This window comes from Olivibacter domesticus (genome assembly GCF_900109575.1).
In the GTDB taxonomy this organism is placed as follows: domain Bacteria; phylum Bacteroidota; class Bacteroidia; order Sphingobacteriales; family Sphingobacteriaceae; genus Olivibacter; species Olivibacter domesticus.
In genome coordinates, this window is sequence record NZ_FOAF01000007.1 from 203,995 (window position 1) to 219,667 (window position 15,673).

Annotated in this window: 11 protein-coding genes; 4 read left to right on the forward strand and 7 right to left on the reverse strand. The window is 37.9% G+C overall.

Annotated elements, in window-relative coordinates; all coding sequences use genetic code 11:
* Window positions 1–16 precede the first annotated feature (16 nt).
* Both BMY50_RS21125 and polA read right to left on the reverse strand, forming a co-directional pair.
* A complete protein-coding gene (locus tag BMY50_RS21125) occupies window positions 17–1,150 on the reverse strand; it encodes a toxin-antitoxin system YwqK family antitoxin (protein ID WP_093328711.1) in 1,134 nt (377 codons plus the stop codon).
* A 1-nt stretch (window position 1,151) separates the two neighbouring features.
* Window positions 1,152–3,938, reverse strand: coding sequence for a DNA polymerase I (gene polA / locus BMY50_RS21130; RefSeq protein ID WP_093328714.1), 2,787 nt, complete (start codon window positions 3,936–3,938; stop codon window positions 1,152–1,154).
* Between the two features lie 234 nt (window positions 3,939–4,172).
* Between polA and BMY50_RS21135 the strand changes: the two genes are divergently transcribed.
* Window positions 4,173–4,520: a hypothetical protein gene (locus BMY50_RS21135; protein WP_093328893.1), complete on the forward strand. Its 348-nt coding sequence runs from the start codon at window positions 4,173–4,175 to the stop codon at window positions 4,518–4,520.
* Between the two features lie 139 nt (window positions 4,521–4,659).
* Here the strand turns inward: BMY50_RS21135 and nadD are convergent, their stop codons facing one another.
* Genes nadD through BMY50_RS21150 form a run of 3 tightly spaced genes read right to left on the reverse strand, consistent with a single transcriptional unit; the run spans window position 4,660 to window position 6,709 of the window.
* Window positions 4,660–5,235 (reverse strand): nicotinate (nicotinamide) nucleotide adenylyltransferase, encoded by a 576-nt coding sequence (nadD, locus tag BMY50_RS21140; RefSeq protein WP_093328716.1) that lies wholly within the window; start codon window positions 5,233–5,235, stop codon window positions 4,660–4,662.
* Window positions 5,236–5,239: 4 nt separating this feature from the next.
* Window positions 5,240–5,806, reverse strand: a complete 567-nt coding sequence (gene gmk, locus BMY50_RS21145) for a guanylate kinase (protein WP_093328719.1) — start codon at window positions 5,804–5,806, stop codon at window positions 5,240–5,242.
* A gap of 27 nt (window positions 5,807–5,833) precedes the next feature.
* Window positions 5,834–6,709: a YicC/YloC family endoribonuclease gene (locus BMY50_RS21150; protein ID WP_093328721.1), complete on the reverse strand. Its 876-nt coding sequence runs from the start codon at window positions 6,707–6,709 to the stop codon at window positions 5,834–5,836.
* Between the two features lie 233 nt (window positions 6,710–6,942).
* Between BMY50_RS21150 and BMY50_RS21155 the strand changes: the two genes are divergently transcribed.
* On the forward strand, window positions 6,943–7,716 hold the full coding sequence (locus BMY50_RS21155) for a hypothetical protein (protein WP_093328724.1): 774 nt from the start codon (window positions 6,943–6,945) through the stop codon (window positions 7,714–7,716).
* Window positions 7,717–7,739: 23 nt separating this feature from the next.
* On the opposite strand, the gene BMY50_RS21160 is transcribed toward BMY50_RS21155, so the two are convergent.
* Entirely contained in the window at window positions 7,740–10,670 is a 2,931-nt protein-coding gene (locus tag BMY50_RS21160; RefSeq protein ID WP_093328895.1) for a M16 family metallopeptidase, read from the reverse strand.
* Between the two features lie 98 nt (window positions 10,671–10,768).
* Here BMY50_RS21160 and BMY50_RS21165 point away from each other — a divergent pair, with 98 nt between their 5' ends.
* Both BMY50_RS21165 and BMY50_RS21170 read left to right on the forward strand, forming a co-directional pair.
* On the forward strand, window positions 10,769–11,458 hold the full coding sequence (locus BMY50_RS21165) for an OmpA family protein (RefSeq protein ID WP_202907898.1): 690 nt from the start codon (window positions 10,769–10,771) through the stop codon (window positions 11,456–11,458).
* Between the two features lie 153 nt (window positions 11,459–11,611).
* A complete protein-coding gene (locus tag BMY50_RS21170; protein ID WP_093328729.1) occupies window positions 11,612–12,913 on the forward strand; it encodes an FAD-dependent oxidoreductase in 1,302 nt (433 codons plus the stop codon).
* Window positions 12,914–12,993: 80 nt separating this feature from the next.
* Here the strand turns inward: BMY50_RS21170 and nagB are convergent, their stop codons facing one another.
* Window positions 12,994–14,913, reverse strand: coding sequence for a glucosamine-6-phosphate deaminase (gene nagB, locus BMY50_RS21175; RefSeq protein WP_093328898.1), 1,920 nt, complete (start codon window positions 14,911–14,913; stop codon window positions 12,994–12,996).
* Window positions 14,914–15,673 lie beyond the last annotated feature (760 nt).

Below are 15,673 nucleotides of genomic sequence, written 5' to 3' on the forward strand. Positions count from 1 at the left end.
GCGGTTCTTTTCTTGTTTATATCCCATTTTCTCTACTTATACGCAAATTATAAAACCGAAGCTGTTTTGTTTCTTGATCTACAAGAACTCCGGCATTTATCGTTAAAACATCATCAATATAAGCGTCATTGGCGTACGAAGGAATCCAATAACTGATATCTTTAAGTGTATTAACTAAAATTTTATTAACGTCTTTTTCTTCGAAGCCCTTAACAACCTCTATTTTCGAAAGACTTCCCGACTTATCAACCTCTGCTTGTACTTCAATAGGGCTTGCAACGATTTCTGATGCATCATATGGCGAAAACGCGAGGTCCAATTTATTCGTGATGAACAGTGAAAAATCTTGGTTTTCATCTATCGTACAGTTCTTGCTGATCATGTTCTCCGCTTGGATGAAAAATAGCGAAGGTCCTATTTGTAAACGCGAGGTTTTCGTATATGGCGCTCCTTTAAGTTCATCGTAACCCATTGTGAATGCCCCTTCCTTAAATCGCTCATATCCAGCATAACCACGCTCATTCTTTGGATATACCAAGAAAATATCCCATTGACCATCAGGTTTCCCGTCTTTAATATACCCCTGATAATCTGTAAATTCATAGCCAAACTCATTATATCCTTCAGCTTTCACCGCAAACTCAAATTTCCCTTTTCCATCTATGACCCGTTGGCGTCTACGCGTATCCCAAAAGTTTTGAACATAAGCCTGCCCCTCTTTATATAAAATCTCCATCATCGGTAAACCATCCGGATAATTATAGGTAGATACCCCCTCTGCGCTTCCATTTTTAAAGGTTGTTATCCAATTAACTTTACCGTTCGGAAAATAAGCAGTAAAGACACCATCCTTTTTGCCGTTACTGTAATTACCCGTTAGGATCACATTCCCATCATTATTATAATCAGTAAAGGAGCCATCGTAGCTTTTAAGTTCAAGATTATATTTACCTACTCGTTCAATAGATTTATATTGACAAAATTTATCCACTAAAAAGTAATGTTCGTCAAAATAGAACTGTGTTCTTCCATCGGTTGTCTGTTCAAAATAAACAGGTTTTTCATCTGTAGTTGTCTGTGCTGCAATTCTATCTGCCTTTATCCAACAAAGCAAAATAACCAAAAAAACTGTTATATATCTCTTAATCATTTTAATGTGCTTCTAGCCAGTTTCTACCTTCACCAATTTCGACAACAATGGGAACTTCCATTTTGATTGCCTCTTTCATACGAGAGGCTATTATTTCCTTGAACACTTTCACCTCCTCTTTTGGAACATCAAATACCAATTCATCATGTACCTGCATGGTCATCTTACCCTTTAACCCTGCTTTTACAATATCATCATGAATATTAATCATCGCAATCTTAATAAGATCTGCGGCTGATCCTTGTATGGGTGCATTAATTGCATTTCGTTCTGCAAATCCTCTTATTGTTGCGTTCGCAGAATTAATATCTCTTAAATAACGTCTTCTTTTTAAAAGAGTTTCAACATATCCGTGCTCTTTTGCAAAGGTAATGGTGTTATTCATATAATCCTTAATTCCAGGATATTGTATGAAGTACTGTTCAATCATGTCTGCAGCCTCTCTTCTTGGAATGCCTAAACTTTGTGAAAGTCCAAATGCGGACTGACCATATATAATTCCAAAATTCACCGCCTTAGCGTTACGTCGTTGATTAGCGCTTACTTCCTCCAGCGTTACACCGTAAACTTTCGCTGCAGTAGCCGTGTGAATATCCAACCCTTTTGCGAAAGCATCTAGCATATTAACATCCTTACTGATTTCTGCAATTAACCTAAGCTCAATCTGCGAATAATCTGCAGATAAGATCACGTGATTTTCATCTCTGGCAATAAACGCTTTTCTCACCTCCCTACCTCTTTCAGTTCTAATTGGAATATTTTGGAGGTTAGGGTTATTTGAGCTAAGGCGACCTGTAGCCGCCACTGCTTGATTATAGGAAGTGTGTACACGTCCAGTTTTAGGATTAATTAATTGGGGTAATGCATCAACATAGGTCGACCTCAGCTTCTGCAACTGTCTATAATCTAATATGTCTTGTACAATATCACTTTTGCTAGCCAATGTTAAAAGCACATCCTCTCCAGTTTGGTATTGTCCGGTTTTAGTTTTTTTGGCTTTCGGGTCTAGCTGCAATTTGTCGAACAAAACTTCGCCCAATTGTTTAGGAGAAGCAATATTAAATGGTACGCCGGCTTTTTCATAAATTCGTTCCTCCAATACCAACACCTCGTTCTGAATAGAAATTGAGAACTCTTTGAGCGCTTCAACGTCAATTCTAACACCCTCTTTTTCCATATCCACTAATACATAAACAAGTGGGAATTCTACCTCGTTAGCAAGTTTATCCGCTTCAACTTTTTGGAGCAATGGATCAAAAACTTCTTTAAGCTGTAGTGTTATATCGGCGTCCTCTGCAGCGTAATCACTTACTACTTGAGGATCGATGTCTCGCATGTTCAATTGTTTCTTTCCTTTCGGTCCAATCAACGTAGTGATAGACACAGGAGTGTACCCAAGATAATTTTCTGCCAGTACATCCATGCCATGCCTCGTTTCAGGATCAATTAGATAATGTGCTAACATTGTATCGAACAAAACGCCCTTTACATTAATGCCGTACCAGCTAAGTACCAATATGTCAAATTTCAAATTTTGACCGATTTTTAGAATATTTTCATTTTCGAATATAGATTGAAACTTAGTCACTAATTGCATACATGCGCTTTGATCTGCTGGGGCAGGGATGTACCAGGCGCTACCTTTTTCGAAAGAAAAGCTAAGCCCTACGAGCTCACAGTTATTAGCATCTGTACCGGTAGTTTCCGTATCAAAGCAAATTACCTTTTGCCTTTCAAGCATTGCAATAAGTTCAGTCTGCTTCTGTTCTGTATCGGCGTAAGTATAAGTATGGTCGGTATTCTCAATATGTTTTCCTAATGTTGGGGCGGTATATATCGCCTCTTCAGTTACAATAGAAGGTGCAGAGCCAAAAAGATCCATTTGGCCACCACCGGAAGTTTTACTATCTACCACGTTAAATTCTTCCCCAAACACCCGTTTCCCTATTGTTCTAAATTCTAGCTCCGCAAAAAGAGGTTCCAATAACTCTTTACTTGGATCTTGTATCGTTAAGCTTTCCTGATCAAATTCAACGGGCACATCCAAAATGATAGTCGCCAATTTCTTTGAGATCAGGCCTTGCTTAGCATATATTTCTACGTTTTCCCGTAATTTGCCTTTCAATTTATCGGCATTCGTTATAATCTCCTCTACTGAACCAAAATCCTGTATCAGCTTTTTAGCTGTCTTCTCACCAATTCCCGGGATACCCGGAATATTGTCGACGGCATCCCCCCAAAGGCCTAATATATCAATCACCTGATCTACCCGCGCAATCTCCCACTTTTCCAGCACTTCTTTTACACCTAATACCTCGTGTCCATTTCCCATTCGAGCTGGTTTGTATATTTTTATCCGTTCACTAACCAATTGCGCAAAGTCCTTATCAGGCGTCATGCAAAAAACGTCAAAACCTTCCTGCTCCGCTTTCTTGGCTAAGGTTCCAATAATATCATCGGCTTCATACCCATCCTTTACGATAACAGGAATGTTAAATCCTTCAATTAAACGATAAATATAGGGAATGGCTGTTGCTAAATCTTCTGGCATAGCTTCTCGATGCGCCTTGTAGGCTTCAAATGAAGTATGTCGTTCTGTAGGAGCATCTGTATCAAAAACCACTGCCATATGAGTAGGGCTTTCCTTTTTCAACACCTCTAATAACGTGTTAGTAAAACCCATGATGGCCGAGGTGTTCAGTCCAGTCGATGTAAAACGAGGCGCCTTACTCAAAGCAAAATGAGCCCGGTATATCAGGGCCATACCATCTAACAAAAAGAGTTTCATCTGTAAAATATTTTCCGAATAGCTTATCGTTATTCCATCTCATCTGCTTTTCCAAAAAAATAACCGTTGGCGCTATCAGTATATGGTTGGATACAAAGTTAACAGAATCATGCAATAATAGCACATCATAGTCGGCTAACTAATAACCTAAATCAGGTTAATAAATAAAATAGATCTAAAAACTTTTATTACGAGCATATGTTATACCTCTAGTTGAATGGTAATTTAGATTATATGAGTACTTCTGCATCAATGACCACGCTATCCCAAGTAATGACAAAATTAGCAGATAGGGGATATAGCGAAGAAATAAAAATTAAAAAAAATGGCGCAACATTAGGTTCTGAAGATTCAACGATCTATCAACCAAATGAACTGACCATCGTACGCACTTATCGTTTTGAAGGCGAAAGCGATCCAGCGGATATGTCTGTGCTCTACGTTATAGAAACGAAAGACGGAAAAAAAGGAATTTTCTTAAATGCGTATGGAACTTATTCAGATCAGGATAGTGAATATTATGATACGTTTATTTTAGGCGTTCCAATAGATGAGAAAGCAGAACTGGAAGAATTGAGGTGACCTGATATAATGATGAGTGATCGTTAAGTAGTAAAGTGTCAAGTGGTTCTGGGTCGCGCGATCATTAATAAATCTATTTCATACGCACAACGGGCAACTCGCAACGCACAACTCACATGGTCTTGATACTAAATATAATCTACAGGTATATTCCCTTTTTATCTATAAAATCAAGCACTTTATTCGGAAGAAAATAACGGACGTTCTTGCGCTCTTTAATAGCATTTCTAATAAAAGTAGAAGAAATCTCCATTAAAGGCATATTCGTAATGGTTATTTTGGAATGATTAGCCCATTCGCTGCTATCAAAGCCAGGCCTTGGATAAACGTAAATTGCAAAATCACGTAAAATTATCTCATAATTTTTCCATTTTTTTAGTGTTATTAAATTATCGGCTCCCATTATCAGAACAAAACTTTTATCTGGATAGCGTTCTCGTAAATAAATGAGGGTATCTATGGTATAAGAAGGTTTTGGAAGTCTAAATTCAATGTCGTTAGAGCGTATATTTTCAGCATCCTCCAAGGCTAAATTAACCATTTCAAGCCTATCGTACATATTTAATAAGTTGTCTTTCTTTTTTAGGGGATTCTGCGGAGAAACAACCAGCCAAACTTCTGACAAATCGGTGTGATTTGCCATATAGTTCGCGATGATAAGATGGCCAGTATGTATCGGGTTAAAAGAGCCGAAGAAAAGTCCAATCTTCTGCATAAAATTATTTTACAAAATTTACAAGTAAGTCAGACGCTTCGTTACAAGCATCTTCCAAATTATCGTTCTTAAGAATTGTATCAAATTGATCTGCATATGCCAGTTCCTTATCTGCCTTTTCTATACGTTCTTTCAGCTTTTCTTCGCTATCGGTACCTCTACCCCTTAAGCGGTCTATTAATACATCCAAGGTAGGAGGTTGAACAAATATAGCCAACGCATTATCGCCAAACTTTCGCTTTAAGTGCAAGCCTCCAATAACATCGATATCGAAAATAACGGCTTTGCCCTTCTCCCAAATCCGCTCTATCTCAGAACGTAGGGTCCCATAGAAAGTTCCCGAATAAACCTCTTCAAATTCGACAAATTCTTTCTTAGCGATACGGTGTAAAAACTCTTCTTTACTTATAAAATAATAGTCTTTGCCATCTACTTCACCTGCTCTAGGCTCTCTCGTACTTGCTGAAATAGAAAAAGCAATTTTATCTCCATACTTTTCTAATAATCGTTTTACTATAGTTGTTTTCCCAGCACCTGAGGGTGCAGAAAATATGATGAGTTTCCCTTCCATTCAATTTTTAATATAATGCAGCAGCGTTTATAAAATATTCAACAATTGCTCTTTAATTTTTTCAAGCTCTTCTTTCATTCCTACTACAATTTGCTGAATTTGGGCATTATTAGCTTTTGAGCCAAGTGTATTGATTTCTCTACCCATTTCCTGGGAAATAAAACCTAGTTTTTTTCCATTAGCATCACTGCTGTTTAAAGCCTTGGCAAAATATTCACAATGGCTTCTCAGCCGCACCTTTTCTTCTGTTATATCTAATTTATCTATATAATAAATCAGTTCTTGTTCAAAACGGTTTCGATCAACATTTTCTTTACCAACAGTTTCTTCCAGATAGTGATTAATCCGTTCCCGAATCATCGGAATTCGTGACGTCTCAAATTTTTCTACCTCTTCTAGAGAATCCAATATAGACTGGTTGCGTTTTACTAAATCAGTTTTTAAGACAGCCCCTTCATCATCCCTAAATTGTTGAAATTTCTCGAGCGCTGAATAAAAGGTAGACAAGAGATCCTTCCACTCATCTTCATCGGCAGCATCTTCATCATAATTAATGACATCTGGTAAATTAAGTGCTAATGCCAACGCATTTTGTACATCCTCCCCCAATTCTACCGCAACATTTTTTATCTGTATGTAATAATTTTTTAAGAGCTGGGTATCTATCTTTGCAGCATTGACAGTAGTATCTGTATATTCTATGTTTAGTAACATGTTAACTTTACCACGTTCTATTAGCTTCGTACATTCATTTCTTAGAAATAATTCTTTTTCGGAGAATACTTTAGGTAATTTTAAATTGAGCTCCAGATATTTTGAATTTAGAGACTTAATTTCTACGGTATACTTCGCTTTGGCACTTTCTTTGGTTCCAATACCAAATCCGGTCATTGATTTTATCATATGCAAAGGTAGTGAAAATGGTTAATAATTTTGGTTATGTGTTGTTAGTTCTGCATGGAGCGTGAATGGAAGATCATTCTTCAATATTTTGCCAAGCTAAATATGGGCATTTGCAAAACGCGCAAAGATTAAAAACGATTAATTATGCTTTAAGCTAGAGAAGGCCGATAGCTAATTTAACATTTTTTAGCATCAAAAATGTCAATGATTTATTATGTTTACCGAGTATAAGAATGAAGAATAGAAAATATAACTATGCGTTGCCATTTTTTCTGGCGTTAATTTCCTTTATATTGCCCCATCCATTAAAGGCGCAAGAAAAATTACAGGGGATTGTCCTGGAAAAAGGGACCACAAAAAGGGTTGACGAAGCAACTATTACAAATAGAAGAACGCTGGAAAAAGCTATTTCTAACAGCGAAGGGGGTTTTGTTATTCCGGCGAAAGTTGGAGATACACTTATTGTTACTAAATATGCTTATTCTTCTGATTATTACCGTATAGTAGATCCTAAAAATATAACAGTGAGCCTTAACCCAACTATAGAGCTCCAAACGGTTACGGTAACGGGAAAAACACGCAAGGAAGAGTTACAAGACGTTTTGGAGGATTATAAAAAGCAAGGTATATACAGCATTGGTAAACCAAAAGCGCTTTCTTATATATTTAATCCATTGAGCGCTTTATACGGAGCATTTGGTAAAACAGCAAAGAATGCACGACGATTTAACAATTATGCACAGCACGAAATTGAAGAAACTGAAGTGGATAAAAAGTTCAACAAATATAATGTGTCCGAAATAACTGGTTTAGAGGGCAATGATCTACTTAACTTCATGTCCCTTTATCGCCCAAGTTACGAAGAGTGTAAATATTGGAATGAATATGATGTCCGTAATTATCTTAAAACGTCTTTAGAGAGATTTGAGAAAGATGGTAGACCAACAGCTGATACACTCCCCAAAATCCCTATTCCAACACAAAAATTAAATGAAAAAGAACAATAAAGGAGAGGTATAACCCCTCTCCTTTAATATCCAAAAAGCGTTTTTAAATCAAGCTCTTCTACTTGTCCATACTTAGCTAAGTCGGCAACCTTTACACGATTTTTGTTGGCTACGATGCAATAAGCATACGTTTTATCTTTGAATTCCTGATCATGGAAATTCTTTAAGTCATCGAATGTAAGCTTTTTAGCATCCTCGTACACCTTCTTGCGCATATCATAATCAATCCCCAAGCGTTTAGCTCCTAAATAAGAAAAGATGATACCGTCTTCTGTTATTCTGCTGGTAATTAAAGACTTTAACAAACTTTCTTTACTGGTAATAAAAACCTTCTCAGAAGCGGGCAATTCCTGCAATAACTCACTCATTCCGGCAACGGCATCATCTAGTTTGTCTGCCTGCGTGCCTACATAAGCAAGAATACTATAAGAATCTTCTTTCTTTGTGGGAGATGAATATACCGCGTATGTAGAATAAGCTAAAGCCTTAGATTCTCTAATGGTCTGGAAAACAATACCACTCATACCTCCTCCAAAGTAATTGTTAAACAGTTGAATAATCGCGGTTTTGTTGGGATCGTACTTGTTTGAATTTCTAAACCAATCAATTTCCGCCTGTACCATATCATAATCAGCAAAATAAACAAGCGGCTTCTCTTGTACCGTTTTTTCGAATTTTATAGCTGCTGGATAGGGAAGGTACGACGTTGGTATGTAGTGTAAGGAAGCCAATTCTTTCGTTATGTCTGTATTGGACTTAGGTCCGTAGTAAATAATGTTATGTTGATAGCTAATAAGATCATGCAAAATATCCGTTAGTTGCTTACCTGTGATCGAATCAAGGTCAGCATCTGAAAGCGTATAATTAAAAGGATTTTTTTCACCATATTGCGCATAGCTAACCAAACCTCGTAATATTGTTCCTTTATCTAATTTTGCGTCTTCCCTTGATTTTTTCACACGTACCTTCAAACGTTGCCACGCTTCTTCATCCGCCTTACAATTTTTTATTAAATCTTCTAACAAAACGACTGCCTGCCCAAAATTTTCCTGCAAACCATCTAAACTTATGGAACTGATTTCCGAAGATACATTCACATCAAAAGAAGAGGCTATTTGATAAAAAGCTTTACTAATCTCCTCTGCGGTTTTCGTATCCGTACCGATGTACTGTAAATATTCAGCAGCCAATGGAAGCAATTTATTGTTATAGCTACCCATCTCGAAACGATAATTCAGGCGAAAAATCTCATTATTTTTGTTTTCAACGGTTAACAGTTCCAGCCCTTTTAGCTTATTTTTAGTGATGTCTTTCTTGAAATCTAACCAAACGGGCGACACAGCGGTTTCGCTCATTTCATTAACTTGTTTTAAAAATACCGACTGCGCGTCCCTGTTTACCTCCACTGGTGTAATGCTGGGTTTCTCTACTTTTTGTATATTTTTATCTTCCCCTTTTCGCTTATATACAGCAACATAATTATCATTAAGGTATTTATTGGCAAAGGCAATGATATCTTTCTTTGTAATATTGGCTAGTGTAGTATTATAAGAAACAATTCTTTTCCAGTCAATATCCGAAGTAAAAGCATCCATTAAGCTACCAGCCCTTGATTCATAACTTTCATTTGATTCGATCGTATTCTTTTTTGCATTATTCACTATAGCGGTTAGTAGATCGTCAGAAAAATCACCTTTTTTTAGTTTTTCAATCTCTCCTAGCATTAGATTTTTGACTTCATCGAGGGATTGATCTTTCATGGGTCTTCCTTGTAATAATAAGGTGCTGTAGTCTTTGAGAACATACGAAAATGCCGCTGCCGAAAGCAGACGCTGTTTTTTAACAAGGTTCAGATCAAACATGCCTGCATTACCATTTGTTAAAATGTTTCCAACTAACTCTAATAGCTGAGTATCTTTACTTTGAGAACCTGGAAACCGAAATCCGATCATAATGCTTTCCGGTGTAGGGCCTTTAACTTCTTTAATAACCGGAGTTGTTATTGCTCTTTCTGCATCAAAATGATACGAAGGCACCTCTTTTCTTTTCATATAAGAGAAATTGGCATCTATTTTTTTTATCATTTCGTTTGGATCAAAGTCTCCCGACATGATTATTGCCATGTTGTTTGGAACATAAAATTTATTATAGTAATCGCGAATAGCAATGAGCGATGGATTTTTTAAATGTTCGACCGTACCAATAGTGGTTTGCTTACCGTAGCTATTAGGAAATAAATTGGCAAACATGGCTTCAAAAGATTTAGTGCCGTCATTATCTAAACCTCGGTTTTTTTCTTCGTAAACGGCTTCCAATTCTGTATGAAAAATACGGAAAATAGGATTACGAAATCGCTCAGCTTGCACCCTCAAAAATTTATCAACGGAGGTAGAAGGTATGTTTTCGATGTAAACAGTTTGCTCAAATGAAGTGAAGGCATTGCTACCTTGCGTGCCCATGTTTGCCATTACTTTATCATATTCGTTAGCGATTGCAAACTTGGCGGCTTCACCCGAAACCTTGTCTATTTGTGCATAAATGGCTTTTCGTTTAGCGGAATCAACGCTAGCGTTATATTCTTCATATAGATTATCGATACTATCTAGTAATGGTTTTTCTTTTTTCCAATCGAGTGAGCCATATTTATCTGTACCTTTAAATAGTAGGTGTTCTAGGTAATGGGCTAACCCTGTATGGTTGGCAGGGTCTGTTTTACTTCCGGCTTTGATAGCTATATACGTTTGAATGCGTGGTTCTTTAATAGTGGGACTTAATATAACGGTTAGTCCGTTATCCAGGGTATAAAAGCGGGAGGTGGTTGGGTCATCTGAGACATACTTATAAGTATATCCATCGTGAGTTGCAGTTTTCCATTCGGCAGCTTCTTGTGCTAGTAGGTTTCCAAAGCTTATAAAAAGAAAAATACAAGAAAAAAAGTTTCGTTTAAGGTTCATATTTTTGTGAATATTAATAATGTTTAAAGTTAATGTTTGAAATCGAAACTTTTTGGCACTTCGTTTGTATAATTTAAACATCATCAATAAATATTAAAATGAGAGTAAACAAAAACATAGCGATCTTTGGCGTTGCGTTGGCAACCTCATGTATGTTATTTACCAGCTGTAATACAGTTAAATCAATGAACAACACGCAAAAAGGTGCTGGCATTGGTGCTGTTGGCGGTGCAGGCTTGGGAGCTTTAATAGGTAAAAAAGCAGGTAATACTGCGGTCGGAGCTATTATCGGCGGTGCCTTAGGTGGTGTTGCCGGAGGCCTGATTGGAAAAAAAATGGATAAGCAAGCAGCAGAAATAGAGCGGACCGTAGATGGGGCGGAAGTTGTAAAAGCTGGTGAAGGTATTATCGTTAAATTTGACTCGGGCATTCTTTTTGGCTTTGATCAGACAGCCCTTCGCCCTGAAGCACAAACAAATATTAAGAATTTAGTTAATTCGCTAAATTCAAATCCTGACACAGATATTCTAGTTATTGGTCACACGGATAACAAGGGTACTGAACAATACAATCAAGGGTTATCGGAACGTAGAGCAAATGCCGTTAAAACCTATGCTGTATCTCAAGGATTGGCCGGTGGCAGAGTTAAAACCGAAGGAAAAAGCTTTAGCGAACCAATTGGAGACAATAGTACCGAGGCTGGTCGCGCGCAGAACCGTCGTGTAGAAATCGTTATTGTGGCAAATGATAAAATGAAAGCAGACGCCAAACAAGAAACGTCTATGTAATTTTTATTTACAAACATAAAAAAAGGCAGATATGATTTATCTGCCTTTTTTATACAACCTAACAGCGCAATTTAATTGTTAAAAAAGCTTAATCCGGAAGCCTAATCCCTAAAATTACTTAAATTCACGCTTTCAATTTTAATCGCATTTAATATGGTGAGGGTCTTGCTAATAGTTATTTTTTCTTTTCTCTATGTAAACACCTATGCACAAAAAAAGACTAAAAAAGCAGCGAAGCCTCAAGTACTTGTATACGGTCACGACGCGGGCGCATTTTCAGCGGCCATTCAATCGGCCCAGTCAGGAGTGGAGACGCTGCTTATCATAGATTCAACACACATCGGAGGAACACTCATCAGTGGAAAAAATAAACAAATAAGCACCAACCATCATTTAGATATAGGAACTTGGGCTTTTTTCTTAAGGGGAATTGCAAATGTTAAAACTATATCTGACTCTGCCTCTAGGGCTGCCAAAAACAATATATCGCCTCGCATCGCTCAAAATGTATTTGAAGGAACACTAGATACAGTTCAAAGGCTTAGCTTTCGAAAAAATTTAAAAATTAGCGCCCTAGAGAAATCGGGCAAAAACTGGCAGGTTACACTCAGCAGTAAAGAGAAAATAAAAGTGAAAGCAATAGTAGACGCCTCTTTAAATGCCTCATTATCTGCATTAATAACTAAAAATGAAGAGCCTGCTCCTAAGGCTCAACTGAAGACAATTCAGTATAATGACCCACTCTATAGAACAGGAATAGCTGTTGGAGCTATTGAAGACAAAATTTTTAATATCCCTTTAAAAAGTATCCTGCCTGACAGCAACCGTGCTAATTATTTCGTTGTAAACACGCTAAATGATACTCACTTGTTGAATGGCAACGATGTGCCAATAACAATGCTCCTGGCCCAAGCGTGTGGCGCTGCTGCAGCCTATTGCGCATTTTTTGATGTTTCGTCTGATAAAATTAACGCAAGAACGCTTCAAGGTGAATTATTAGCCTATAAAAGTTTTATTATGCCCTTTCAAGACGTATCGTTAGACGATCCACATGCGACCCAGATTCAACATGTTGGAGCAACTGGTATATTGCAAGGAGTATATAAGAAAGAAGGCAATAGTAAAAAGTTTTTATTCCTGCCCGACAGCCTTGTCTCTTCAAAACAGATTGAACCTGTTATCAAGCAATTATTTACGAGAAGCCAAATTTGGTTTAAAGATAAAAACATTTCCACCTTGAAATCAAGTGATGTACTTAGTTTAATAAAATATGTTGCCAATAGAGGTGATGAATTAGATGCGGAGGTAGAAAAGGGTTGGAAAAAACGATTTAGGTTCAAAGGGGAGTTTAAGCAAAGTAATCTGCTCACCAGAAGGCAACTAGCAGTTCTGCTTGATACTTATTTGCAACCCTTTAACGTCCGAATCACATCTGACGGAAATTTTCAATATTAAAAAAGCACATTAAAATAAGGGTGTATAAAAGCCTGTAAACAGCTTTTTATACACCCTTATCCAAAAAATTATTTTAGCGATTAGAACTTCCAGCGCACAAATGCTTCTATCGCTTCGTAATCGGCCAGTCCTAATTCATCGTATTTTCGAGCCGTTTCACTTGTCCGGTCTTCAGCCCGCACCCAAAATTCTCTAGCATCATCTCCTGGAAATACCGGTAAATCCTTTTGCGATTGATGTTTAAATATGGCGAGTCGTTTACGAATTACCTCTTGAGGGGAAAGTGGCACTGCCATCTCTATTTCATGCACCTCAAACTCATGCCAAGCTCCACGATATAGCCATAACCAACAATCCTTAGTCCACTCTTCTGTTTTATCGAGTCGTTTCAGTGCTTCTAAAATAATGTCGAAGCACACTTTATGTGTTCCATGGGGGTCTGCAAAATCACCAGCAGCAAATACCTGATGCGGTTTCACCTGCTGTAATAACGCCATCGTTTGAACAATATCATCCTCATGGGAGACATCTTTCGAAAACTTACTCCTATCATAGAACGGCAAGTTCTGGAAATGGATGTTTTCATCAGGTAGCCCTGCAAAACGAGCCCCGGCGATCGCCTCTCCTTTCCTTATAAGTCCTTTTATTGTTCTAATCTCTTCTGTGTCAATCTGGTTAGGTTTCTTCGCAGCGATGAATTTCCTAGCATCTGTATAAAGACTTTCTAATGTTGTCGTGTCTGCACCCGTCGATTTAGCAAAATCCTTCGCAAATTCAATGTATCTAAGTGCATCATCATCCCAGACTGCGGTATTACCCGAGGTTTGATAGGCAACATGTACGTTATGTCCTTGATCAGCCAACCGAATAAATGTACCGCCCATTGAGATTACATCGTCATCAGGATGCGGTGAGAAAATAATAGCATTTTTCTTTGCTGGTACAGCCCTTTCCGGCCGTTGACTATCATCTGCATTGGGTTTACCTCCCGGCCATCCCGTTATAGTATGCTGCAATTGATTGAAGATATCAATATTTATGTTATATACAGGGCCTTTCTCTGTGGCCAACTGCGCCATACCATGATTGTTATAGTCTTCTTCTGTTAATTTCAGTATCGGTTTCCTTAAGGTCTGCGCTAGCCATATAACTGCCTTTTTAATGGTCTTAGAATCCCATACACAATCTTTTACCAACCATGGAGTATTAAAGCGAGTAAGTTCACTAGCCGCACCTTCATCAAGAATAAATTCTACACTATCAGATAATTGCAAATAAGTAGCTGGCACTTCTGAAGACATTTCTCCTTCTACTGCCTTCTTCACAATTTCCGCCTTTACAGGGCTCCATGCCATCAATATAATCTCGCGTGCTTTAAAAATAGTACCAATTCCCATCGTAATCGCCTTGGTTGGCACATTTTCTTTTCCCCCGAAATCACGCGAGGCATCACGTCTTGTTAAATCATCTAAGGTAACTAATCGTGTACCTGAATTGGGTGCGGAGCCCGGCTCATTAAATCCAATGTGCCCAGTCCTACCAATTCCCAACAATTGAAAATCCAATCCTCCAAATTCCGTGATTTTTCGCTCATACTCCATACAATAATCAGCAATTGAAGATTGGTCTAGCCGACCATCAGGTATATGAACATTTTCTCTGTTAATGTCAATATGGTCAAACAAATGTTTGTTCATAAACGTAACATAACTTTGAACGGAATCCGGTTGCATCGGGAAATACTCATCCAGATTAAATGTAATTACATTTTTAAAGCTTAATCCTTCTTCACGATGAAGGCGTACAAGCTCTGCATAAACTTGAACAGGAGTTGCACCTGTAGCGAGACCAAGTATGGCCTGCTCACCTTTTTGTTGCTTTTCTTTAATTAAAGTTGCGATGCGTGCAGCTACGGATAAAGAAGCTGCTTTTGAATTTTTATAAACGCTTACGGGAAGTTTCTCGAAACGCGTTTCTTCCAATAGATTTAATCTAGCCATTTTGAGGATAGTTACATTTAAGGTGAGAAGCAAAAATAATGAAATATTACGTTTAGCATAATAAAATAATGCGCTTTTTAAGTTAAATTTCGCACTAGGCACTAAGCAATCGAGTGCGTAATCTATCTTTTTCTCACCTTATGTGCTAATTTGTTCTTTATTTGTAAAGAAATTCTCATCAAAAAAAGGAAAACTTTCTTCTATCAAATGCTTTATTAACGCTTTGAAGATTTTTTTATTAATACATAGTATTGAAAGTGAAACGAATAATTATTTCACTTTGTTATTTGGTCAAACGAACTTTTTGGGAATCCCCATAGAATAGACATCTTTATCTATTTCTTATTGTTGAATGAAAAGGAACCTTTAATTTATGCGCTGATCGCGCAGATCTTTTCCCACTTGCCGCGCCCATTGGCAAGGTGCTTTGGCTGGCTTGCTCCGTTGCAATCCGTGGCTGTCATGCCGGACACAAAAGAAGCACTCTCCCCACAAGGCTAGGGCTTCGTTCGTCTTTTGTTCTGTTTCCGTAGCTGCGCTTTAAAATGAATTACAGGCATGTCAGCTGCCGATTGCTGCCTACACAAGCTCATGCCATTTCCGTTCTTCGGAACGTCTATGCTTACTCGCAACGACTCTCCGTTCTAATTAATCCAATTAATCCGCCTTGACCGTTAATACCAGTTTTTGGGGATCGTGAGCAGGGTCGAATGGCCTTGGAGGATAAGGCAGCAGTGAGCAGCAAAGCATTGGCAGCACC

Coding starts and splice junctions, on each gene's coding strand:
- BMY50_RS21125 (WP_093328711.1), bottom strand. CDS start 1,150: ATGATTAAGAGATATATAACAGTTTTTTTGGTTATTTTGCTTTGTTGG.
- polA (WP_093328714.1), bottom strand. CDS start 3,938: ATGAAACTCTTTTTGTTAGATGGTATGGCCCTGATATACCGGGCTCAT.
- BMY50_RS21135 (WP_093328893.1), top strand. CDS start 4,173: ATGAGTACTTCTGCATCAATGACCACGCTATCCCAAGTAATGACAAAA.
- nadD (WP_093328716.1), bottom strand. CDS start 5,235: ATGCAGAAGATTGGACTTTTCTTCGGCTCTTTTAACCCGATACATACT.
- gmk (WP_093328719.1), bottom strand. CDS start 5,806: ATGGAAGGGAAACTCATCATATTTTCTGCACCCTCAGGTGCTGGGAAA.
- BMY50_RS21150 (WP_093328721.1), bottom strand. CDS start 6,709: ATGATAAAATCAATGACCGGATTTGGTATTGGAACCAAAGAAAGTGCC.
- BMY50_RS21155 (WP_093328724.1), top strand. CDS start 6,943: ATGAAGAATAGAAAATATAACTATGCGTTGCCATTTTTTCTGGCGTTA.
- BMY50_RS21160 (WP_093328895.1), bottom strand. CDS start 10,670: ATGAACCTTAAACGAAACTTTTTTTCTTGTATTTTTCTTTTTATAAGC.
- BMY50_RS21165 (WP_202907898.1), top strand. CDS start 10,769: ATGAGAGTAAACAAAAACATAGCGATCTTTGGCGTTGCGTTGGCAACC.
- BMY50_RS21170 (WP_093328729.1), top strand. CDS start 11,612: ATGGTGAGGGTCTTGCTAATAGTTATTTTTTCTTTTCTCTATGTAAAC.
- nagB (WP_093328898.1), bottom strand. CDS start 14,913: ATGGCTAGATTAAATCTATTGGAAGAAACGCGTTTCGAGAAACTTCCC.